The sequence below is a fragment of the Burkholderia latens genome (assembly GCF_902499045.1).
GTDB classification, from domain to species: Bacteria; Pseudomonadota; Gammaproteobacteria; order Burkholderiales; family Burkholderiaceae; genus Burkholderia; species Burkholderia latens.
Map to the genome: position 1 here is coordinate 73,506 of NZ_CABVPL010000005.1, position 22,204 is coordinate 95,709.

A 22,204-nucleotide genomic window follows, 5' to 3' on the forward strand; every position below is an offset into this window, starting at 1 on the left:
ACGCCCGCGCACCGACGCGGCCCGGCGCGCGCAGTATTCAGACCGCCGCCAGCGTCGCCCGCTTGCGGTGCTCGACAACGGAGAGAAACAGCGCCGCGAGTCCGCAGGCGGCGATGAGCATCAGCAACATCGTCCTGCCCATGCTGACCAGCACGAGGCTGCCGAGCGCAGGGAAACCGAACACGCCGACGAAGTACGATGCGACGAACCACGTGAGCACCGCGCGCCGGTGTCGCGCGTCGGCGCCGTTGACGGCTTGCGCCTGGACGATCGGATAGATGAGGCCATATCCGGTGCCGAGCAGCACTGCACTGGCCGAATGAAGCAGCGCGTTGTGCGGCACCGCGAACGTCACCGCCACGCTGAGTATCATGAAACCGAGGAGGATCTGCGTGGTCGCATTGACCCGCATCCTGATCACGAGCGCGCTGAGCAGCCAGCGCGTCACGACCACCGTCGCCGAATAGGCACCGAAGAACGTCCCGGCCGTCACGCCGGTTTCCTGTGCCATCGACATCTGGAACGTCATCAGCCCCGAGAAAACGCTCGAGCCGAGCGCGATGATCGCGATCGGATAGATCGCGCGCGTGCGGACCACCGCACCGATTTCCCGGATCCACCGTTCGCGTACCGGCGGCGCCACAGGCAGCGACGCGGGCGACAGCCGGCCGAAACACTCCAGCATCACCGCGGCCATCGCGCACAAGCCGCCGACGGTGAAAAACACGGTGCCGGTCGTCCAGTGCCAGTTGCGTATCGCGAGCGCCGCGAACGCCGGGCCGCCGCCGACGCCCGCCATCTGAAACGACCCGAACCGCAGGAACCAGCGCTCGCGCTCCGCATCGGCCGTCCGTTCCGCGAGCATCATCGGCGCGGCGAGGTAGAAACCACCCCAGCCGACTCCGACGAGCAAGCCGGGTACGAAGCTCAGCGAGCCGGTGCGGCCGATCCATGCGAAGCCGACGACGCCCGTGCCAACCACGAGCGCAGCCAGTGCGGTCGTGCGTGCAGTCCCGATGCAATGCGCGAGCCACGCGACCAGCGGAACGCCGATCAGCGCACCCACCATCGCTTCGGCCAGCGCAACGCCGGTGTCGGCGTCGTCTCCGCCTGCCGAGCGGAAATGCATCGACAGCAGGAACGTCGCACCGTATCCGCACGCAGTCAGCAGCGCACCGAGCAGCACGAATGATGCAGTGCGCAGCGACATCGTACGTGGATCGGACATCATGTCTCCCCTGGTGTCGAGATTGCGATTGGAGCGGCGCGCCGCGCGTAACCGGCAGCGGCCCGTCGCGCGGCCAACAGGTACTGCAGATCGCGCGCGCCGCGCGATCTAAGGCCCGGGCCGCTGCGCTATCGCCGTCGCCAGAATCATCAGGTCCCGACCCGACGGCGCGCACGAGTCGCCGGCATGTGGATGGAACACCGGATCCCCACGGTTGATACGGCGCGCTGTCAACGCGCAAACCGCTGCGCCGCCGGCAACACCCCTGCACCAGATCTGTTCGGTGGAGCGCCCCAGACACGGGTCGCTCCACGAGATACTGATGGCGCTCGACGAAATCCGTCTCACGATCACGAGGTTGGCCGGCCGCGTCGCCGCCCGCCGCGAATCGGCGCCGGCGCGCGTCATCGCGATCGCCCGGCGCCTCGTGCGGCTCGTCCACGGCCGCTTCGCGCACGCCTCGAGTTGCTCGGCGGACGGATCAAGAACGTTCAACAGGACCCGAACCACGATATTGTCTTCGGATAGTGCGATCATCGAATCGATCTCCGGCAGCCTGAATGGGCGGGGCTCGCACCTCGCCGCACGCGTCGGTGCGACGTCGTGCCCCGCTTGCCGATTGGACCTTCGCCATGTATCTGGCGTATGTCGCGGGCGTATCGCGATGTATCCGGCGATCCGTCCGTGCTCCGCGGCACGGTAGTGACTTTCACGGTGCGCGGCGTGCGCGTGTCGGCGTCGACATGGGCGGTGTCCTGTGGCTCCCGAGCAAATTCCAGAAAGAGCCGGATACATGCGCGATACGTCCGGCACATTGTTGCAAAGGGCTCCTGTTGTACGATTCATTGACGACGCCGCCCGCAGCATCGATGACGTCATGCAGGCGCAAGCGGCAGTGTCACTCTCGCCTCGAGACCGCCGGTGCTGCGATTGTTCAGTTGCAGTTCCCCCTGCATCGCCTGCGTCAGCCGACGCGCGATCGCGAGTCCCAGCCCCGAACCCGGCGCACGCGCCGATGTCTGCGGTGCCCGATACCAGGGTTTGAACACCGCCTCCAGTTCCGCCGGCACGATGCCCGGCCCCGAATCCACCACCGTCAGCATCACGCGCCGCGCGTCGACCCGCACACACACGCGGACGTCCTCACCGTAGCGCAGCGCATTGTCGATCAGGTTGACGAGCACGCGGCGCAGCGCGTGCGGAAAGGTCACGAGCGGAAGACCCACGCGCCCGTCGAGAGCGATGCTCTGGCCAGCATCCCGATAGTTGCCGACCAGCGCACCAAGCAACGCGTCCGCGTCGACGCGGCGCGGCGGCTCCGGCACGCTGCACTGCAGCCGTGCACACGCGAGGCTCGCGTCGACGAGTTCGCCCATCTCCGCAAGATCGCGCTCGATCGCATCGCGCAAGCCGCCGTCGTCGAGCATCGCGCTGCGCAGCATCAGCCGCGTGAGCGGCGTACGAAGATCGTGCGCATAGGCGGCCAGCACATGGAGCAATTCCGTCATGCTGTCCGCATGATGCCGGTGCGCGCCGTTGATCGCGCGCGCGAGTTTGGCTATCGACGGCGCACCGTGCTGAAGCAACGCATCGGGCAGCGCTTCGATGCCGTTGTCCTCGATGGCCGCGGCGAGGCGGCCAATGGTCGCGTCCAGTCTCATCAGGCCCAGCAATCTCAGCCACAGCACGGCCGCGACCAATGCAACGACACTCGCCGATGCAACGGCGATCAGCAGCTGATGACTCGCTGCCGTATGCAACGCATGCGCGAGCATTCCGCGCATGTCGTACATCGCCGCCGCGATCGGCAGCACACCGGCCATGAGCATGAAGCGCACCGGCCACACGACGAGCTCGCGCGCATGCGCGGACAGCGCGCGGGCGATGCTGCGCAGCGCGCGCGTGAACCGGGACTCAAACAAGGCCCCTGACGATAACGTAGGAATGTTCGCCATCTTCGTTCTCCTGTCGCCGTCGCGGTAGACGGTACGAGACAGATGAAAACACGCACATGGGGCCCCGCACCATCAAACAAGCGGCCATCCACCCCCTACGAAGGTTTAGGTTGGCGTCGCACAGAATGGCCGGCGATCAGGCGTAACCGAGCGCACGGGCCAGCCACGCTTCGAGTTCCCGCGCGTCGACAGGTTTTTCAAGCAGACACAGCGCGGCGCTCGCGCGCACGCGCTCGCGTTCGCGCATGGTCGCGAACGCCGCGATGAACAGTGTGGGGATGCACAGGCCGAGCGTTTCGATCCGGGCCAGCAGGTCGATGCCATCCATCGCCGGCATCCGGACGTCGCAGATCAGGCAACCCGCGCGTGACAGCACGTCCGACGCGAGGAATGCCGCACCCGACGCGAACTCGCACGCACTTGCGCCCAGTGAACGCACGAGGCTTCTGACAGCGGCGCGTACGAACGGATCGTCGTCGACAATCGCTACGAGATCGGTGACTGAAAGTGAAAGAGGCATCCGTGCTGAGGGCAAGCGGAACGGACCGGCCCGTCCCACATACTGCGAACCAAATCGCCAGCATACCGCCGCTCCGCCACGGCGCCACCATATCTACGTATGGGTCGGCCTTCCGCCGACGGCGCCGCCGCTAGCGGACGGGCACCTCGATGCCGAGCGCACTCATCTTGCGCACCAGCTCGGCGACCGACCGGCATTTCATCTTTCGCATCGCCTGGCCGCGATGGATCTTCGCCGTGATCTCCGCAATGCCCATGTTCCCCGCCACCTGCTTGTTCATGAGCCCCGTCGCGACGTGCTGCAGCACCTCGCGTTCGCGCGGCGTCAGCGACTCCCAGCATTCGCGCAGGTCCAGCAGCGACTGAGTGGCCTCCAGCCGCTTCGCGTCGCGCTCGAGCGCCGCAACCACTGCATCGATCATTTCCTGATCGTGAAACGGCTTGGTCAGAAAATCCATCGCACCCGCCTTCATCGCCTTCACCGTCATCGCGATGTCGCCGTGCCCCGTCATGAAGATGATCGGCATCTGCGGACCGCCGTTCTCGACCAGCGACTTCTGGAACGCGATCCCGCTCTGCCCGCGCAACCGAACGTCGAGCACGAGGCACGATGGCCCATTGCCCTTGGGCGCCGCGAGAAACGCTTCGGTCGACGCAAATGCGTACACCTCCAGGCCGATCGAGCGCAGCAGGCCGATCAGCGCGGCACGCACGAATTCGTCGTCGTCGACCACGTAGACGACACGGCCACTCCGGTCTTCGGATGAAAGCGCCACGCTTGACATTCTGATCTCGGGCATTGCAAATCTTCGCTTGTGAATGTGCTGGACGGCCGCAGGCGGTTCGAACGCATCGCGACGCACGCCGTGCTGCTCCCGCTCGATGCGGCGATGCCGCCGTTGCGCCCGTTGCGCCCGTTCGGCCGGACACGCTGCCGCGATGCGCGCGAGCGATGACCCCCAAACGCTCGCGGACCCACTCTGCCTACACCCCTGAAAACACGCACCCTCTGTCGATTATTCCAGTCGCAATTCGCCGCTGCAACCGCGAGCCGCGCATCGGCGGTTCATGCGCGTCGTCGATTTCATCACACGCACGGCGGTTGACCATCCTCCGGCGCGGAAGCGGGCGCAAACATCGCGCGCAGAACCGTCTTCGCCCCGGCCCGGCGAGCCGCCACCGCACGCATGCGTATCCAAATGTATCGGGGTTTCGCATCGATACATGGCATTGCAAAACGGCGCGCACCGGACACATGCGAGATACCTTTCCGGCGCTCAATACACCCACGGCGAGACCTGATGCCAGCCACGGCGCGGCGCCCGCTGCGGGCGTCCGCCGCCATCCGGTACCCGCGAATACGTTCCGATCCATCCGTCACCAGGAGATACACATGAATGCCTCGAAATTCACCTTCGCGCTCGCCGCGCTTGCAACCACTGCGTCGGTCTACGCGGCGTCTCCCGCCGAGCCGATCACCGGAAATCAAGGCGCAGCGATCGTCACGCAATGGGCGCCGGCCGCATCGATGCCGAAGACCCGCTCGGAAGTCCGCCACGAACTCGCGCTGGCGCGGCAGAACGGCGAACTCGACGCGCTCAGGAAACTGTATTCCGGGCATTGAACGCCCGCCCTGCCATCCGGCCCGGCACCGGCGCGCACCGCCGGCGCCCGGGCCGTCACCGTGTTGCCCCACGACATCGGGCACGCCCGCCGGTCCATGAAGCAAACCGAACTTGCAACGATGCTTCCCGACATGCTGCCGCGGCTCCGGTCGTTCTCGATGCGGTTGACCGCGAATCGATACGACGCGGAAGAGCTCGTGCAGCGCGCATGCGTTCGCGCGCTGGAGCGCGCTCATCAGCTGCGTTGCGGAACATCGCCAGTGAGCTGGCTGTTCTCGATCATTCACTCGATCTGGCTCAATGAGCTGCGCCGACGCCATCATCGCGACCGCCTCCTGCTCGAATGGGGCGACGCATTGCCGGAGACGGTCGCCGATCCGCGCGCCGCATCCGAGACCCGCGTCGCCGTCGGCCAGATCCTCGCTGCCGTCGAACGGTTGCCGGAACCCCAGCGCGTCGCGTTGCTGCTCGTCAGCATCGACGGGCTCAGCTATCAGCAGGCGGCCGCCGCGCTGGACATACCGGTCGGCACCGTCATGAGCCGGATATCGCGGGCGCGCAAAGCGATTCGCGCTGCGCTCGGCGCATCCGGCGCATCGCGCGTGCCGCCAGGCGATCTCGTCGAATCGCCGACGCAGCGCTGATGCCTTCCGGTCAACGGAACGATCGCTTCAGGCCTGTGCGCGTCGCTCACATGCCGCGCCTGCGTGGCACGAACGAGCGCGGAATAAACGGCACATGTCGCGTGTTCAGAGTAGGCAAGCGCTTCTGCATCGACGGAGGCAACCGGCCCTTCACTACTCGAAACGTACATGTCAGCGCCTTCCAGGATGCTACTCGTCTATGACGGAACCGATGAAGCACAGGCCGCGCTCGCGCGATGTTCGGCGCTGTCGCGCGCATTGTCCGCTGCGGTCGACGTCGTGGCCGTGGTCGACCCGGCAACCGCGAACGCACAGTCGGCCGGACTGCTCAGCGATCTCGCCCACCACCGCCTCGAGGAGTTCGCCCGAGACGAACTGCAGCGAGCGCTCGGCAAGCTGGCAAACGACGGCATCGTCGCGCGCGGCTTCGTGCGCTTCGGACGCGCGGCCGATGCCATCGCCGCCCATGCGACGACGACCCGCCCCGACCTGATCGTCGTCGGGCACCGCGCGCGCAGCGGCTTCGCGCGCTGGTGGCGCGAGCGCCCCGTCCACTTCGACCTGGCCGAGCGTCTTCGCGGCGCGGCCCTGATCGTCGTGACGGTCGGGGCAGCCTAGGCCGCTCACTCGGCCGCCTCGGCCGCGTCGTGCGCCGGTGCACCGCTGCATTGCGGAATGGTCGCGGCAAGAATCATGCGCTGCCGATTGGCACTCAGGCACACATCGCTCGCCCGCGGACGAAACACGCGGTCGCCACGTTCGATCGCGCGCCCCGTCAACGCACATACCGCCGGCGCGCGCGCCCGGGTCCTGCTCCAGATCTGCTCGGTATACCGCCCCGACCGCGCGTCGCTCCACGAAACGCTGATCAGCGACGTCGACAGACGCTCGACCACCGCGATCGCCGAAAGCGGCTCGCCTCGCGCGAACGCGTCATCGTCGTCGTATTGGAGCACGCCGAGGCGGCGCGACTTGTATCGCGTGCGCTGCGCCTGCAGGCACACGTCGCGTTGTTCCAGCGAGGGATCGAGGACGTTGATCAACGTGCGAATCATGATGTCTGCTTCGGGCAGTGTCGCCATCACCATATCTCCCACCCAATCGGGTCTGTCGTATGAAAGCGGACGCGCGCATGCCGTCGCGATCAGGCCATCCGCGCGGCGGTGCGTCCGCCGTTCGCTCAAGCGCCGCCTACCTCGCGCAGCGTGAGCCGGCTGTTGACCGACGTGACGCCGCGCACCTTGCGCGCCGCCTCGACTGCCAGGCGGTCCTGGTCTTCGCTTTCGATCTGCCCCGACAGCGTCACGCGCCCGGTCGCCGCATTGCCGAACACCGCGATCGGCATGCCTTCCAGCCCCTGGGTTCGCGACAGCGCCTTTTGAATCGTTCGCGAGAACGTGCGGTTGGCCGCACGTACCGCCTTCTTCGACGTGCCGGCCGCCGGCGCCGGCGTCGACGTGACCGCAGCCTCCGTGCCGGCCGCATCGGGCCGTTCGTCCGCAAACGCACGCAGGTTGAGGCCGGCGATCAAAACGACGGCCAGGCCGCCGGTTACGACGATGTGTCGGAGTTTCATGATGGGTTCCTTGGATGTCTGGTATCGAGTCGACAAGCGCGCATGCTCCGGTTGCCCGCATCGTCACGATGTGGACGAATCGCGCGTGCGCGGCCCCGCGAGTGAGGCTCGGGGCCTGCTGCGGAGCCGTCGCCGTTGCGATTCGTGTACCGGTGAAGCGAGCATAAGTGGATGCATCGACGCGATCCATAGCATCTGCAGCTGTCCGGGTGATGCATCGGCATGAGTCGTCGCATACGTTCGTATAGGCTCTTGCTCCATTCATGCGCGCGCGCCCGTTCGACATGCGGCGATCGCTGCGCAACGCGTGCCGCTCGATGTCGAGCCGGCGCGCGCTCACATCGGAAACAGCGGAAGCGTCACCGTCGCCCGCGTTCCGCCCTCCGGGCGCGCCGTCAGCGCCAGTTGGCCGTGATGCGCATCGACGATGGATTTGCAGATCGACAACCCCATGCCCATCCCGTTCGGCTTGGTGGTGAAAAGCGGCTCGAAGATGCGCGCCGCCAGTTGCGGATCGAAACCGTCGCCGCGATCGTCGATGCGAATGCGCACCAGATTCCGGTCGGATTCGCATGTGATCACGATGACACGCTCGTCTTCAGGTGTGCCAAGCATGGACTCCGCGCCATTCATCAACAGGCTGATGATGGCCTGCTGCAGCTGCGTGCGTTCGCCGCGCATCGGCATCGGCGCCGCACATCCGTCGATGCGCAACCGCACCTTCATCGCGTCCAGCGTGCTTTCGAGTATGTCGGCCGCCTCGCCGAGCGCCTCCGTGAAATCGAACTCGGCGAACACCGGCGCCGCGTGCCGCGCCTTCGCGCGCAAGGCGCTGATGATCGTCCGCGCACGCACGGCGCATGCGCAGATGTGGGCGAGCATCGCGCGAGCCGCGTCGATGTTCGGCACATCGCGGTCGAGCCAGTTCAACCCCGCGCGCGCAGACGTGTCGATCGCCGTGACGGGCTGCGCGACCTCGTGCACGATCGACGCCGCAAGCTCCCCGTACGCGGTGAGTCGGCCGACGCGATCCATCTCGGACTGCGCGTCGCGCATCGTGGCTTCGATACTGGTCAGGCGGGCGTGCTGCGCGGCAAGCTCGTCGCGCAACCGCAGGTTCTCCAGTACGAACCCCGCGTGCAGCGCGATCATCTCGACGAGCGCGGCTTTCGCCGGCGTGAAGATGCCCGGCAAGTCGCCGTGCTCGAGATACAGCGCGCCGAGCAATGCGCCGTTGCATCGTATCGGCACGCAAATCACCGAGCGCGGCTTGCGACGGCGCACATAGTCGTCGGTGCGCCATTGGTCGGCCGCGCAGGCGTCGCGCAGCACGAGCCCATTGCGCAGGTGCACGGCGGCGGCAACGATCGGAACCGGCAGCCGGTCGGCCGGCGCTCGCTCCCGGCGCGGCGCCTTCGCCGCCGCCGCATCGGCGGCCCGCTCCCAGCCGCCATCGCGCATGACCGCGACCACACCCCACGTCGCGGCCGCGCCGTGTATCGCGACGTCGAGCAGCGCGCCGATGCGTGCCGCCGGCGGTACCTCGTCGGCCATCGCGCGGGAAACGTGACGCAACACGTGCATGTCCGGCGCCAGCAGCGATTGACCGATCAGTTCGTCGAAGACCGGCGTCATTTCAGGGCCGGTCGCGTCGGAGCGCGATTTCCACGCCGCCCGCGCAGCGAGAGTGCTGCAGGAATCGTCGAGTTCATTGTTCACTGGTCTATCTCCTGCGGTCCGGATTTCCGCCTCGGCCGGGCTGAAATTAACGTTTCATGTAGTGAGTACTCCACAAACGAATGGTAGCAGCACTTTCTCGAAATATAAATGTGAAGATATTGAAAACGATCGCTCGATGCCGTCTTTCGAGTCAGCATCATCCGATATAAGCCGTTGATTTTTCTATTAATTTATCTCTTGTTGCGAACCGGATGCCAGTTCGGTAGAATCTGGCAATTCATGTAGCGTTCCCTGTATGAAATCCAAGGAATGCCGCTATCTCAAGTTTTATCATGCGGCCCTGGCAGGTTGCCGGCCGGCATAGGAGCGGTATGGCTCAGGCAGCAAAAGGCAAGGCTGTGCGCGGAACCGGCGTCCGGGAGGCAGCGGCGCAGGAAAGCCGCGACAAGATCCTGCGGGCGGCGACCAAGGTGTTCGCGCGCTACGGCTACGAAGGCGGCAGCGTGGAGCGGATCTCCAGGCTGGCGAAGTCCTATGACCGAATGATCTACTACTACTACGGGAGCAAGGAGGGCCTGTTCGTCGCGGTGCTCGAAGGCATCTATCGGCGGATGGACGAGGCGGAGCTCAAAATGGCGCCCGATCCTTCGAATCCCGTGGAAGCGCTCAAGTCCGTGATCCGCTTCAAACTGGACTACTATTGGCGCAATCCCGATTTCATCACGCTGCTCAACACCGAAAATCTGCACCAGGGCAAGCATTTGTCGAAGCTCGAGCGGCGCGGCGAATATTCGTCGCATGCGGTGCAGATCGTCGCGCGGATCCTCGAAAGCGGCGCCGAACAGGGCTTGTTCCGCAACGACCTGAACGCGCGCGACGTGTTCCTGCTGATCATCTCGGCTGCCTATTTTTATACGTCGAACCGCCATACGCTGTCCGCGTTCCTCGGCGAGGAGCTGAATGCGCCGGAGGCCGTGCGCCGGTGGGAGACGTTCGTGATCGACAGCGTGCTGCGGGTCGTCCGCAAGGATGCGTCGACCGGCGATTGAACGTGTATCGTGCCGATGCGGCACGCGTGATCATGAAGATGCCTACACCGTTGCGATGAACTATCTCCGCCCCCATACCATCGACGAAGCGCTCGGCATGCTTGCGGCGCAGCCGCGGCCGCGCATCGTGTGCGGGGCAACCGATGCGTTCGCGGATCCCGCGCTCGTGCCCGCCCGATCGGCATGGGTGGACATCAGCCGCATCGACGCGCTGCATGGCATCGTGTCGCGCGACGGTGTCGTCCGCATCGGCGCGGCGAGCACCTGGGACGTCATCGCGCGCACGGCATGGCTGCCGATGGCGCTCACGGAAGCCGCCGCATCGGTCGGGCCCCGGCAGATCCGCGTGCAGGGTACGATCGGCGGAAACGTCTGTCACGCGTCGCCCGTGGCGGACGGCATCCCCGCGCTGCTGGCGCTCGACGCGCGCGTCGAGCTGGCGAGCGTGCGCGGCGTGCGCCGCTTGCCGCTGGCCGAATTCCTGCTCGACAACCGCCGGATCGCGCTCGATGCGGACGAATTGCTGGTTGCCGTGCTGTTCGCGCAACCGCACACGCACGATCGTACGTCGTTCATCAAGTGCACGAATCGCGACGGCCCAGCGATCGCCGTCGTTTCGGCCGCCGCGCGGCTGCGCATGGGGGCCGCCGGCACGATAGAGGCGGCGGCCGTCGCCGTGGGCGGCGCGTCGGGCGTCGCGCGCCGGATGCGGGCGCTCGAGGCGGCGCTGGCCGGCCGCCGGCGCGACGGACTTGCCGGCGCGATCGCTGCGGCGCCGCTCGCCGAGTTGTCGCCGGTCGACGACGGCCGGGCGACCGCGCTGCATCGCCTTCATCTCGCGCGGCTGGCGATCACGCGCGCCTTCACATGCTGCATCGAGGAGATCGAACGTGGCGCATTCCCAGCCTGACCCGCTTGCCGACGTTCGCGAAACCACCGCGGGCGACCGCGCGGCGATTTCGCCGGAACCGGACTGGTTCGACCTGAACGGCACGCGCCGGCGCCTGCCGGCAGACCGCTCGCAGCGCCTCGTCGACCATCTGCGCGCGGACCTGCGCCAGTTCGGCACCAAGGAAGGCTGCCGCCAGGGCGATTGCGGCAGCTGCACGGTGATCGTCGACGGCGACGCACGCTATGCGTGCCTGATCCCGGTCGGACAGATCGCGGGGTGCCGTGTCGTCACCGTCGAAGGCCTGGCCGGCGGCACGGGATGCGGCAGCCGCCTGCAGCAGGCGTTTCTCGCCCATCAGGCGGTGCAATGCGGCTTCTGCACGCCGGGCATGCTCGCCGCGGCGGCGGCGGCCATCGACGCCGGCGACGTAAGCGACCGCGCCAGCGCGCGCGCCGCGATCGACGGCGTGCTGTGCCGCTGCACCGGCTATCAGAAGATCGTCGACGCGGTGACCGAGGTCGGATGCGGCGGCGCCGCGCGGTGCCGCACGGCTGCGCCGTCCGACGGGCCGTCCGTCGGCGTGCCGCTGACGCGTCTCGACGGCCCCGAAAAAGTCGACGGCAGCCAGCGATTCGGCGCCGACGACTACCCGGCCGACAGCCTGTTCGTGCGCGCGGTGCGCTGCCCGCATCACCGCGCACGTTTCGCGTTCGGCGATCTCGCCGCATTCGTCGGCGCGCATCCGGGCGTGCATCGCGTCCTCACCCACGCCGATGTGCCGGGCATGAATCTGCACGGCGTCGCGACGCCGTACGCGGACCAGCCGGTCCTGCCCGATACCGAAACGCGCCACTATCTCGAGGCGGTCGCGCTGGTGGTCGGCGAGCACGCCGCGATCGCGGCGCTCGACCTCGACCGCTTTCCGGTGCGGTGGGAACCGCTGAAGCCCGTTCTCGCGATCGCCGATGCCGTGCAGGACGACAGTCCGCAACTGCACGCCGACCGCCCCGGCAACGTGCTGATCGAAGGGCTGGTGCGCCGCGGCGACCCGGAACGCGCGATCCGGGATGCTCGTCACGTCGTCGGCGCAACGTTCGAATCCAGTTTCGTCGAGCACGCGTACCTCGAGCCCGAGGCAGGCTGGGCGCGACGCGTGGGCGACGTGATCGAAATCCATTCGTCCACGCAGGCGCCGCATCCGCATCGCGCCGATCTGGCGCGCATACTCGGCGTTCCGCCCGAACAGGTGCGCGTCGTGGCGACCGCGGTCGGCGGCGGCTTCGGCGGCAAGCTCGACATGACGGTCCAGCCGCTGCTCGCGATCGCGGCCTGGCATCTCGACCGGCCCGTCGCGATGGTGTTCTCGCGCGAAGAATCGATGGCCACGTCGACCAAGCGCCATCCCGGCCGCATCACGTCCAGCATGGCCGCCGATGCGGACGGACGGCTCCGCGCAGTGACGTTCGACGGCGACTACAACACCGGCGCGTTCGCGTCGTGGGGCACGGCCGTCGCGAATCGCGTGCCGGTGCATGCGGGCGGCCCGTACGTGATTCCGCACTACACGGCGCGGGCGCGGGCGATTCATACGCACGTCACGCCGGCGGGCGCCTTCCGCGGCTTCGGCGTGCCGCAGACGATGATGTCGCAGGAACAGCTGATCGACGAGCTGGCGTTCGCGGCGGACATCGATCCGCTCGAGTTCCGCGCGCTGAACGCGCTGCGCCCCGGCGATACGCTGCCGACGGGGCAAGTGCTCGACGACAGCGTCGGCCTCGTCGCATGCCTCGATGCGCTGCGTCCGGCATGGCGCGACGCGCATGCGCGGATCGCGACGCTGAATGCGGCGTCGCCCGCCCACGTTCGCCATGGCGTCGGCGTCGCGGCGTTCTTCTATGGCTGCGGCAACACCGCGCTGCCGAATCCGTCGACCGTCCGCTTCGGGATCCGGCGCGACGGCACGATCGTGCTGCACCAGGGTGCGGTGGATGCCGGCCAGGGCGCGAACACGGTCATTCCGCAAATCGCGGCCGATGCGCTCGGCGTACCGGTCGACCGGCTGCAATTCATCGGCCCGGATACCGCGCTGTCGCCGGATTGCGGCCGCACGTCGGCGTCGCGGCAGACCTTCGTCACCGGTCGCGCGGCGTTTCTCGCCGGCACGGCGCTGCGCCGTCGGCTGCTGGCGTTCGCCGGCGCGGCGTCCGATGCGCGGATTTCGTCCCACGCGCACGGCATTGCCGTCGATGGCCGTCCGCTGGACCTGCGCACGCTGCCCGTCGATGCGCACGGCTACGTGATCGCGGCCGAGGAGAGCTTCGATCCGCCCACCACGTCGCTCGACGCGACGGGGCAAGGCACGCCTTATGCAACCTACGCGTTCGGCGCGCAGATGGCGGAGGTCGCGGTGGACTGCGAGAGCGGGCGCGTGCGGGTGCTCAAGGTCGTGGCCGCGCACGACGTCGGCAGGATGGTCAATCCGACGCTGCTCGAAGGGCAGGTCGAAGGTGCGGTCGCGCAAGGCATCGGCATGGCGCTGATGGAGAAGTATCACCCCGGCCGATACAACAATCTGCACGACTACGTCATTCCGACCGTGCACGACATGCCCGACGTGCAATCGATCTTCATCGAGGCGCCGACGGCCGTCGGACCGTACGGAGCGAAAGGCATCGGCGAGCCGGCGCTCGTCCCGACGGCCGCCGCCATCCTGAATGCGTTCCATCACGCGACCGGCGTACGCATCCGCGAAGCGCCGGCCACGCCGGACGTCGTGCGGCGCGCACTCGCGACGGGCAAACGGCCCTCCGCGCTTCGATAGCGCCCACCCTCCTTCGCGAACGACAACGATGACGACAACGAGAGATGCCGACGAAGCCGCACTGCGTATCGTGCCGCGCGCGTCGTGGTACGCCGAACTCGATCCCGCCGGCAAGCGCGCGTTCAAGGCGGCGTTCGCGGGCTGGGCGACCGATGCGTTCGATTTCATGGTGTTCAGCTTCGTGCTGGCTTCGCTGATCGACCTGTGGGGCCTCGATCGCGGCAAGGCCGGCATGTTGAGCACCGTGACGCTGATTTTCTCGTCCGTGGGCGGCTGGATTGCCGGCATCCTCGCGGATCGGTACGGACGGGTCAAGGTATTGCAGGGGGCGATCCTGTGGTTCTCCGTCTGCACGCTCGCAATCGGTTTCGCGCAGAACTTCGAGCAGATCTTCGTGCTGCGCGCGTTGCAAGGGCTCGGCTTCGGCGGCGAATGGGCCGTCGGTGCCGTGCTGATCGGCGAGATCGTCGCGCCCGCACATCGCGGCAAGGCGGTCGGCCTCGTGCAGAGCGGCTGGGCCATCGGCTGGGGCGGCGCGGCGATTCTCTACAGCATTGCGTTTTCGGTCCTTCCCGAGTCGCTGGCCTGGCGCAGCCTGTTCTGGGTGGGTATCGTGCCCGCCCTGCTCGTACTGTACGTACGCAAGCACGTACCCGAACCGGCGGTGTTCGTGCAGGCGGACACCGCGCGGAAACAAGGCGGAAGCCAGCCGTCGGTGTGGGCCATCTTCTCGCGCCCGCACGCACGGCGCACGGTGCTGGCAGCGCTGCTCTGCACCGGCATCCAGGGCGGCTTCTATGCGATGTCGACGTGGCTGCCGGCCTTTCTCAAGCTCGAGCGACACCTGTCCGTGCTCGACACCGGCGCCTATCTGTTCGTGATCATCGCCGGGTCCTTTTGCGGCTATGTCGTCGGCGCGTACCTTTCCGACTGGTGGGGACGCCGACGCAACTTCATGCTGTTCTCGGCGCTCTCCCTCATGTCGGTGTGCGTGTACCTGACCGTCCCGCTGTCGAATGCGCAGATGCTGTGGCTGGGATTCCCGCTGGGCTTTTCGTCGTGCGGCATCTTCAGCGGGGTCGGCGCGTACCTGACGGAACTGTATCCATCGAATTTCCGCGCAAACGCGCAAAGCTTCACCTACAACTTCGGACGCGGCATCGGCGCACTGTTCCCGAGCCTCGTCGGGATGCTGAGCCATTCGCTCGGCCTCGCGCTGGCCATCGCGATCTTTTCCGGCGCAGCCTATGGCGTGGTGCTGCTCGCCGTCATGATGCTGCCGGAGACGAAGGCCACGGCGCTTTGAACGCCGGATCGCGCAGCGCAATCCCGATGCGTTGATCCGCGGTGCATGCGCGGCCGCGTCACGCCGCTCGAACTGCGCCGTCAGACCGCCCCGCGCATCCGCACAACGGCCCGCAACGGCGCCGAATAGGCCGGACCCATGATCGGCACGCGCGGCAGGATGAACAGCAGGCCGAGCGGTACGCCGATCAGCCGCCACACTTTCCACAGGTGCTCCGTCCCGTTCCATGCGTTCTTGAACGTATTGTTCACGGGCGTGCGCGATCGAACTGGCTGCACCCGGCCGCAGGCCATACTCAATGTAGTGTCGTGTTCAGGTTCCCGGCGATAGCGGCAGCACGCGTCCTTTCCGCGTCGTCCAGCCGCCCGGCCACTCTTGCCTCGACGCGTGCCGCGGCGGCCCCGTATTGCCGAAAGCCGGCTACCGCATCGAAGCTCGCACGCGAACGCTCGATCCATGCCGCGCCGAGCGCGCGGTCTCTCGGCAGGCCGTTGCCGGTGAGGAACCGGATGCCGACCGCATATTGCATGAACGGATCGCCGCGCAATGCCTCGTTCAGGCTCGACAGGCCTTCCCATTGGCGATTGGCCGCCGCAATTGCGTTGGCAGGCGGATCGCTCCACAACGTGGCGAACCGGTCGGCCGGTACCAGCCAGCGCTGCTCGCCGGACGGCAGCGCCGCCTCCGTTCCCGCCGCGACACCGCGCAGCGCGAGTGCGATCTCGGAGACTGCCGAGCCTCGTCGCGCGGCGCGGCGATGAAGGTCGAGGGCGTAGGCTTCGTTCAGCGTCACGCCGTCGCCCGTTTCGTACATCAGAGCGAGATCGCTTTCCGCCCACGGCGAACCGGCTGCGGCCGCACCTTGGAGCCACGTCGACGCCGCCTTTGGATCGCGCGCGACGCCGCGTCCGTGCAGATACGCGACGCCCACCATCCGCTTCGCCTCCGCACTCGACGGCGCCGCACGGAGTGCCCATGCGAACGCCTCGTAGTCGTCGGTGCGTCCGCCGAGCCCGGTCGACAGGTGCCACGCGAGCGAGCCCTGTGCCGACACGTTGCCCTGCTCCGCCGCGCGGCGAAACCAGTACACCGCCGCATCGAAGTCGGCCGGTACGCCATCGCCGAGGTCGTACGCGTCGCCGAGTGCCGACTGATACGTCGCTTCGCCTCTATCCGCGAGTCTCCATTGCCAGTACGCCCGCTCGTTGGCAGCCACGAAGCCGCTGTCGACTGACGCGAGGACGCGCATCGCGCCGATATTGTTGCCGGCAGCCGCCACGCGGCACCAGCGCGCGGCATCGGCCGGATTGCGCGGCGTGCCGTTGCCGTCCAGATACATCGAGCACAGCATCGCTTGCGAACCGGCATCGCCGAGCATTGCGCCGCGGGTGAACCAGTCGAATGCGATCGCCGGCTGCGTGCGCCAATAGACCGTGCCGAGTACCGAATACGCAGCGGGAATCTTGCGGTTCGCAAGATCCTCCAGCCATTGAAGCCCCGTCCTGCCTGCGAACGACATATGGTGTTCGTTCAGGTAAAAGCCGACCGCCACGCCGGCGGCATGATCGCCGGCGTCGGCCGCCTGCGCCAGATAGCGCAAGCCCGTCTGTTCGTCGCGCGACACGCCGGCGGTACCTGACAGATATTGATAGCCGACCCAGCGCGCCGCCTCGACGTTGCCGCGATCGGCCGCGAACCGGAACCAATGCATCGCCTGCGTCCGGTCGACGTTCGTCCCTTCTCCGCGCCAGGCCATGCCGGCGGCCATCAGCGCGGCCGAGCCGTCGCCGCGATCCGCACCGCGCTTCGCCAGCCGAAACGCCTTGCGCATGTCCACCGGCTCATCGATGCCGCGCGCCGCGTAGCGTGACAGGTTGGCTGCCGCGGCGCCATTGCCCTGCGCGTCGGCCTTTTCGAACCACGGCTTGGCCGCGGCCGGATTCGGCTGCGTGCCGAGGCCGTTCTGCAGCATCGCGCCGAGATCGTTCTGCGCAACGGCCAGGCCTGCATCCGCCGCGCCCTGCATCCATCCACGTGCCGCTTCCTTGTCGACCGGGCCGCCGCGTCCGAACAGATAGAGGTTCGCCAACGCGTAACGTGCCTGCGCATCGCCGGCGAGCGCCGCCTTCCGGTACCAATCGCGGGCCGTCGCGGCATCGCGCGGCACGCCCGTTCCGCTGCCGTACAGATCACCGAGCCGGCGCTGCGCGTAGGGGGAGCCGGCGACGGCCGCGGTCGACATCAGGCTGAAGCCGCGACGCGCATCCTGCGGCATGCCGATGCCTGCCAGATAAAGATTCGCGAGCACCGCCTGCGCTTCGGTATGGTTCTGGTCCGCCGCGGCGCGCAGCCACTTCGCTCCCTCGCCGACATCGCGCGGCACGCCGTCGCCCCGGACGAGCATCAGGCCCAGCAGGAACTGTCCGTTCGGCTCGCCCGCCGCGGCCGCCCGCGACAGCCATGCCGCCGCGACGCCGGGATCGCGCGCGGCGCCGCGGCCGGCCAGCGCGAATTTCCCCGCGTTGGTCGCGCCCGCCGGCGATCCGCCGTCGGCGGCCATCACGAAGTAGCGGTAGGCCGCAACATCGTCGGCCGGTTGGCCGTCGCCGTCCGCGCTCATCCCGCCGAGCTGGTTCGCCGACGCCGCATCGCCGTCGCGTGCCGCCGACACGAACCAGGCGCGCGCCGCTTCCACGTCGCGCGGCCGCACGACACCGTCGTAGTACAGGTAGCCCAGCGCGCGCTTGGCCACCGTCGAACCGTCGCTGGCCGCCGATTCGAGGATCGTCATCCCGCGCCGCGGGTCCGGACGCGCCGCGTAGCCATGCAGCACCATCTGCCCGTAGAGCGCGCGGGCCGTGAGGTTGCCGGTTCCGGCGTCGTGCCTGCACAAGCTGCGCATCCGTGCGGGCTTGTCCTTCAGCGGAATGCTGCCGAACCGCGCGTTCAGTGCCAGCACGCATGGCGTCGTGTCGTCGAGGACCGGAACGGTCACGCCGCGCTGAATGGCCGGCATCGCGACCGGCGGCGACCCGGGTCGCGGCGCGGCTACGCTGCCGGATCCGACGGTCAGCGCTGCCATCAGCGCCGCGGCTCCGATCGACGATTTCAACGCGGGGCCGACGCAGCCGCGCTGCCGATGTTCACCGCTCAGCGTCATGACTTCGTGATCGTGATGTTCTTGATGACGACGTCGGTCCGGCCGTCTTCATCGTCGATCGACTTGCTCAATTCGATCCCGTAGTCGACGAGCCATACGGATCGAACGCGCACCGTTTTCCCGTCCTTGTGCACCTCGCTGCAATCGAGGTTGATCGCATTGCCCGTCAACGTGCCGAAGATCGACGATGCGGGCTCCGACTTGCCGATCTCGCAGCGACGCGACAGTTGACCGTCGCTCGACGGTTGCGGCAGCGCAATCTCGATCCGCTTGCCTGCCGTCATCGGTTCGTTCGCGATCGCGATCGCCGCCGCGTCCTTTTGCGTGCGCAGGATCGTGGCATGGCGGGGCGCTCTGACGCTCTGGCTCATCAGATCCGCCAGCCCGTACCCCATGTCGAAATAAGCCAGGTGCGGGTTCCCCGATGCGTCCTTCGTCGTCATCAACTCGATCACCACGCCGTTGTTGCGTCGATTGACGTAGGTGTCGACGTACGGCCCTGCGGCCTTCGGCGTCGTCTTGTTCACCCATTCGCCGTCCACGACCAGCCGCGCATACGGAAGCGGCCGGCTGCCGTCGGGCGGCAACTGGTTGCGAAGCGGTTCCGGCAGGCGGCGCTCGTCGAACACTTCGTCCAGATACGCGTACGGATCGGCCAGCACCGTCTCGGCCGCCGGCTTGCCGTCGGCGATCACCTTGAAAAGCTCGTAGGTGGCGCGCCGCTGGTCCGGCTCCGGCAACTTTTCGAGCGCGTCGATTGCAAACTGAATCTGCGCGCACAGGGTCGGCTTGGCCGGCTCCTGCAGCGATGGCGGCACGTCGATCGCATCAAGGCGCGCGTCGACGGCAAGCAATTCGGCAACGGTGTAATGCTCGTCGTCGCGGGCCGACGGGCCATTGCGCTCGCCGATCAGATCCATCAACGCGAAGATGCTGCGCAGCATCTTCGGTGACGATGTCTTCGCCAACGACACCAGATCGCGGCGGGTCAGCTTCGACATCTCGCAACCGTCGCGCGACTCGCCCGCGATGTCCTTCATCAGCCGAAGGAACTGCAGCCGGTCGGCCGGGGACAACATGATGAGCGTTCCCACGCTCGACTTGCCGCGCAAGCTGGTTATTCGTGCGAGATAGCCGGGATTCTGCGCGACCTCCACGAACCAGGCGACCATGATCTGTCCGTTTTCCGAATCGGGATCCACACCGGATTGCGCGACGAATGCGCGGGCCCGTTCGTTGATTTGCGCCGGCGACAGGTTGATCGCCGGGTTCGCCGCCGGCGCGTGGGCCGCCGGCTCGGCAGGGACGCTCTGCACGCCCAGCCCGTAGGCCGTTGCGGTCGCAACGGACAACACCACCCCCAAAAGGCCTTTCTTTATTTTCATTTTGTCGAAATTCGATCGTGTGGATCAGTCGGCTTGCGATGCTGCCGCGGACAATCGACCGGAACCCGACACGCGCACCGCCAAAAGCGGTGCAGATGCGACCGGTCGGCCGCAGCTTCGCGGTTCGCGATCGTGTTGTCAATATCGTTCGTGCTCGTTCGACCATTTAGAGCGGAACGAAAATGAAAAACGCGGATGACGAACCCGCACCGGACCCGGCATCCGGCGCGGCTCGTCATCCGCGTTGAAAGCTGGCGTAGCTTGCGACGCGTCAGCTGTACTCGTACACCCCGCGCCCCGTCTTCCTCCCCAGCCGTCCGGCCGACACCATCTCGCGCAACAGCGGGCACGCGCGATATTTCGGGTCGCCGAAGTCCTTCAGGAACACGTCCATCACCGCGAGGCACACGTCGAGCCCGACGAGGTCGGCCAGCGCGAGCGGCCCGATCGGATGGTTCGCGCCGAGCTTCATCCCCGCGTCGATCTCCTCGGCCGACGCGATGCCTTCGGCCAGCACGAAGAACGCCTCGTTGATCATCGGCACGAGAATCCGGTTCACGACGAAACCCGGCGCGTTACGCACGCCGATCGGCGACTTGTCGAAACGCTCGGTCAGCGCGCGCACCGCGGACGCGGTCGCGTCGCTCGTCTGCAGCCCGCGGATGATCTCGACGAGCGGCATCAGCGGCACCGGATTGAAGAAGTGCATGCCGACGAAGCGCGACGGATCGGCCAGCAGCGCCGCGAGCGCGGTGATCGAGATCGACGAGGTGTTGGTCGCGATGATCGCATCCGGCCGGGCGACCGACTCGATCTGCTTCAGGATGCGGCTCTTCAGCTCGACGTTTTCGGTCGCGGCTTCGATCACGATGTCGACCGCGGCAAGCTTCGCGTAATCAGTCGACGTCGTGATGCGCGCGAGCGCGGCGTCGCGCGCGTCGGCCGCGAGCTTGTCCTTCGACACGAGCCGCTCGAGGCTGCCCTTCAATGCGGCGACGCCCTTGTCGAGCGCCGCGTCGCTGACGTCGATCATCACGACGTTCAGTCCTGCAACGGCTGCGGTTTGCGCAATGCCGTTGCCCATGGTTCCGGCGCCCACGACGCCGACGGTTTCGATGGCCATGACGATTCCTGTGTGTTCGGGTGCTGAGCGTTCGATTATCAGATGTTCTCGAAGATCGCCGCAATGCCCTGGCCGCCGCCGATGCACATCGTCACGAGCGCGTAACGCCCGCCGATACGCTTCAGCTCGTACAGCGCCTTGACCGTGATCAACGCGCCCGTCGCGCCGATCGGGTGGCCGAGCGAAATGCCGGAGCCGTTCGGGTTGACCTTGGCCGGATCGAGGCCAAGCTCCTGCGTGACCGCGCATGCCTGTGCCGCGAACGCCTCGTTTGCCTCGATCACGTCGAGATCGGTAATCTTCAGGCCGGCGCGCTCGAGCGCTTTCTGCGTGGCCGGCACCGGGCCGATGCCCATGTACGCCGGATCGACGCCCGCATGGGCATACGCGACGAGACGCGCGAGCGGCTTCACGCCCTGCGCGCGTGCGGCATCCGCGCTCATCATCAGCACCGCGGCGGCCGCATCGTTGATGCCCGACGCGTTGCCGGCCGTCACCGTGCCGTCCTCCTTCACGAACACCGGCTTCAGCTTCGTGAAGTCGTCCGGGCTCGCATCGTGACGCACGTGCTCGTCGGTGTCGAACGCGACGTCGCCCTTCTTCGTGCGGATCGAAATCGGCAGGATCTGCTCCTTGAAGCGGCCTTCGGCAATCGCGCGCGCCGCTCGACGATGCGATTCGAGCGCGAGCGCATCCTGCGCGTCGCGCGAAATACCGTACTTCTTCGCGACGTTCTCGGCCGTCACGCCCATGTGGATCGTCTGGAACGGGTCGTGCAACGCGCCGAGCATCATGTCGACGAGTTTCGCGTCGCCCATGCGCTGCCCGAACCGCGCGGACGGCACGCTGTACGGCGCGCGGCTCATGTTCTCCGAACCGCCGCCGATCGCGACGTCGGCATCGCCGAGCATGATCGTCTGCGCGGCCGACACGATCGCCTGCAGGCCCGAGCCGCACAGGCGGTTCACGGTCAGCGCGGGCGTGTGCTGCGCGACGCCGCCGTTGATCGCTGCGACACGCGCGAGATACATGTCCTTCGGCTCGGTGTTGACGACGTGGCCGAACACGACATGGCCGACCGCATCGCCCGGCACGTTCGCGCGCGACAGCACTTCGCTCACGACCTTTGCACCGAGATCGGTCGGCGAGAAATCCTTCAGGCTCCCGCCGAAATCGCCGATTGCGGTACGGACACCGCTTACCACCACGACTTCCTTCGCTGCATTGCTCATCGTCTCACT

At 67.2% G+C, this 22,204-nt stretch carries 20 protein-coding genes and 1 pseudogene; 7 read left to right on the plus strand and 14 right to left on the minus strand.

Annotation, left to right across the window (positions count from 1 at the left end; translation table 11 throughout):
- Positions 1 to 37: 37 nt before the first annotated feature.
- The 5 genes from BSE24067_RS05455 to BSE24067_RS05475 all read right to left on the minus strand — a co-directional run bounded on the left by BSE24067_RS05455 (position 38) and on the right by BSE24067_RS05475 (position 4,487).
- Complete coding sequence (locus BSE24067_RS05455) at positions 38 to 1,231, minus strand: MFS transporter (RefSeq protein ID WP_151068331.1); 1,194 nt, start codon at positions 1,229 to 1,231, stop codon at positions 38 to 40.
- A 105-nt stretch (positions 1,232 to 1,336) separates the two neighbouring features.
- The gene (locus tag BSE24067_RS05460; protein ID WP_151068332.1) at positions 1,337 to 1,765 is read right to left on the minus strand and encodes a DUF3331 domain-containing protein; all 429 of its coding nucleotides are present in this window, start codon (positions 1,763 to 1,765) and stop codon (positions 1,337 to 1,339) included.
- 338 nt (positions 1,766 to 2,103) lie between these two features.
- Positions 2,104 to 3,183: a sensor histidine kinase gene (locus BSE24067_RS05465; protein ID WP_151068333.1), complete on the minus strand. Its 1,080-nt coding sequence runs from the start codon at positions 3,181 to 3,183 to the stop codon at positions 2,104 to 2,106.
- A 136-nt stretch (positions 3,184 to 3,319) separates the two neighbouring features.
- Positions 3,320 to 3,703, minus strand: coding sequence for a response regulator transcription factor (locus BSE24067_RS05470; RefSeq protein WP_151068341.1), 384 nt, complete (start codon positions 3,701 to 3,703; stop codon positions 3,320 to 3,322).
- A 130-nt stretch (positions 3,704 to 3,833) separates the two neighbouring features.
- A complete protein-coding gene (locus tag BSE24067_RS05475; RefSeq protein WP_420883508.1) occupies positions 3,834 to 4,487 on the minus strand; it encodes a response regulator transcription factor in 654 nt (217 codons plus the stop codon).
- A gap of 167 nt (positions 4,488 to 4,654) precedes the next feature.
- On the opposite strand from BSE24067_RS05475, the gene BSE24067_RS32380 reads away from it, so the two are divergent.
- The 3 genes from BSE24067_RS32380 (at position 4,655) to BSE24067_RS05490 (ending at position 6,589) form a co-directional block, all read left to right on the plus strand.
- Positions 4,655 to 5,326, plus strand: a complete 672-nt coding sequence (locus BSE24067_RS32380) for a DUF4148 domain-containing protein (RefSeq protein WP_244130540.1) — start codon at positions 4,655 to 4,657, stop codon at positions 5,324 to 5,326.
- A gap of 96 nt (positions 5,327 to 5,422) precedes the next feature.
- Positions 5,423 to 5,971: an RNA polymerase sigma factor gene (locus BSE24067_RS05485; protein ID WP_151068335.1), complete on the plus strand. Its 549-nt coding sequence runs from the start codon at positions 5,423 to 5,425 to the stop codon at positions 5,969 to 5,971.
- A gap of 186 nt (positions 5,972 to 6,157) precedes the next feature.
- The gene (locus BSE24067_RS05490) at positions 6,158 to 6,589 is read left to right on the plus strand and encodes a universal stress protein (RefSeq protein WP_151068343.1); all 432 of its coding nucleotides are present in this window, start codon (positions 6,158 to 6,160) and stop codon (positions 6,587 to 6,589) included.
- A gap of 5 nt (positions 6,590 to 6,594) precedes the next feature.
- Here BSE24067_RS05490 and BSE24067_RS05495 read toward each other — a convergent pair whose 3' ends face one another.
- The 4 genes and pseudogenes from BSE24067_RS05495 to BSE24067_RS32930 form a co-directional block, all read right to left on the minus strand.
- Complete coding sequence (locus BSE24067_RS05495) at positions 6,595 to 7,014, minus strand: DUF3331 domain-containing protein (RefSeq protein WP_341826508.1); 420 nt, start codon at positions 7,012 to 7,014, stop codon at positions 6,595 to 6,597.
- 137 nt (positions 7,015 to 7,151) lie between these two features.
- On the minus strand, positions 7,152 to 7,547 hold the full coding sequence (locus BSE24067_RS05500; protein ID WP_151068337.1) for a BON domain-containing protein: 396 nt from the start codon (positions 7,545 to 7,547) through the stop codon (positions 7,152 to 7,154).
- Positions 7,548 to 7,883: 336 nt separating this feature from the next.
- Positions 7,884 to 8,699, minus strand: coding sequence for a sensor histidine kinase (locus tag BSE24067_RS32385; RefSeq protein ID WP_244122256.1), 816 nt, complete (start codon positions 8,697 to 8,699; stop codon positions 7,884 to 7,886).
- A 36-nt stretch (positions 8,700 to 8,735) separates the two neighbouring features.
- A pseudogene (locus BSE24067_RS32930) lies at positions 8,736 to 9,182 on the minus strand (GAF domain-containing protein); the annotation flags it as partial.
- A gap of 416 nt (positions 9,183 to 9,598) precedes the next feature.
- Here BSE24067_RS32930 and BSE24067_RS05510 point away from each other — a divergent pair.
- From BSE24067_RS05510 to BSE24067_RS05525, 4 genes are read left to right on the plus strand one after another with little or no spacing between them, the layout of a single operon-like run.
- Positions 9,599 to 10,276: a TetR/AcrR family transcriptional regulator gene (locus BSE24067_RS05510; RefSeq protein WP_151068339.1), complete on the plus strand. Its 678-nt coding sequence runs from the start codon at positions 9,599 to 9,601 to the stop codon at positions 10,274 to 10,276.
- A 55-nt stretch (positions 10,277 to 10,331) separates the two neighbouring features.
- Positions 10,332 to 11,186: an FAD binding domain-containing protein gene (locus tag BSE24067_RS05515; RefSeq protein WP_174904707.1), complete on the plus strand. Its 855-nt coding sequence runs from the start codon at positions 10,332 to 10,334 to the stop codon at positions 11,184 to 11,186.
- Positions 11,167 to 13,989, plus strand: coding sequence for a molybdopterin-dependent oxidoreductase (locus tag BSE24067_RS05520; protein ID WP_151068383.1), 2,823 nt, complete (start codon positions 11,167 to 11,169; stop codon positions 13,987 to 13,989). Before BSE24067_RS05515 ends, BSE24067_RS05520 begins: the two co-directional genes overlap by 20 nt.
- A gap of 28 nt (positions 13,990 to 14,017) precedes the next feature.
- Positions 14,018 to 15,295: an MFS transporter gene (locus BSE24067_RS05525; RefSeq protein ID WP_151068382.1), complete on the plus strand. Its 1,278-nt coding sequence runs from the start codon at positions 14,018 to 14,020 to the stop codon at positions 15,293 to 15,295.
- An 80-nt stretch (positions 15,296 to 15,375) separates the two neighbouring features.
- Here BSE24067_RS05525 and BSE24067_RS05530 read toward each other — a convergent pair whose 3' ends face one another.
- From BSE24067_RS05530 to bktB, 5 genes are all read right to left on the minus strand, one after another.
- Complete coding sequence (locus tag BSE24067_RS05530; protein ID WP_170297557.1) at positions 15,376 to 15,546, minus strand: hypothetical protein; 171 nt, start codon at positions 15,544 to 15,546, stop codon at positions 15,376 to 15,378.
- A 44-nt stretch (positions 15,547 to 15,590) separates the two neighbouring features.
- Positions 15,591 to 18,455, minus strand: a complete 2,865-nt coding sequence (locus BSE24067_RS05535; RefSeq protein ID WP_151068381.1) for a tetratricopeptide repeat protein — start codon at positions 18,453 to 18,455, stop codon at positions 15,591 to 15,593.
- Positions 18,452 to 19,807, minus strand: a complete 1,356-nt coding sequence (locus tag BSE24067_RS05540) for a hypothetical protein (RefSeq protein WP_151068380.1) — start codon at positions 19,805 to 19,807, stop codon at positions 18,452 to 18,454. Before BSE24067_RS05540 ends, BSE24067_RS05535 begins: the two co-directional genes overlap by 4 nt.
- A 304-nt stretch (positions 19,808 to 20,111) precedes the next feature.
- Positions 20,112 to 20,963, minus strand: a complete 852-nt coding sequence (locus BSE24067_RS05545) for a 3-hydroxybutyryl-CoA dehydrogenase (RefSeq protein WP_151068379.1) — start codon at positions 20,961 to 20,963, stop codon at positions 20,112 to 20,114.
- A 38-nt stretch (positions 20,964 to 21,001) separates the two neighbouring features.
- Positions 21,002 to 22,195 (minus strand): beta-ketothiolase BktB, encoded by a 1,194-nt coding sequence (gene bktB / locus BSE24067_RS05550; protein ID WP_151068378.1) that lies wholly within the window; start codon positions 22,193 to 22,195, stop codon positions 21,002 to 21,004.
- Between the last annotated feature and the right edge of the window lie 9 nt (positions 22,196 to 22,204).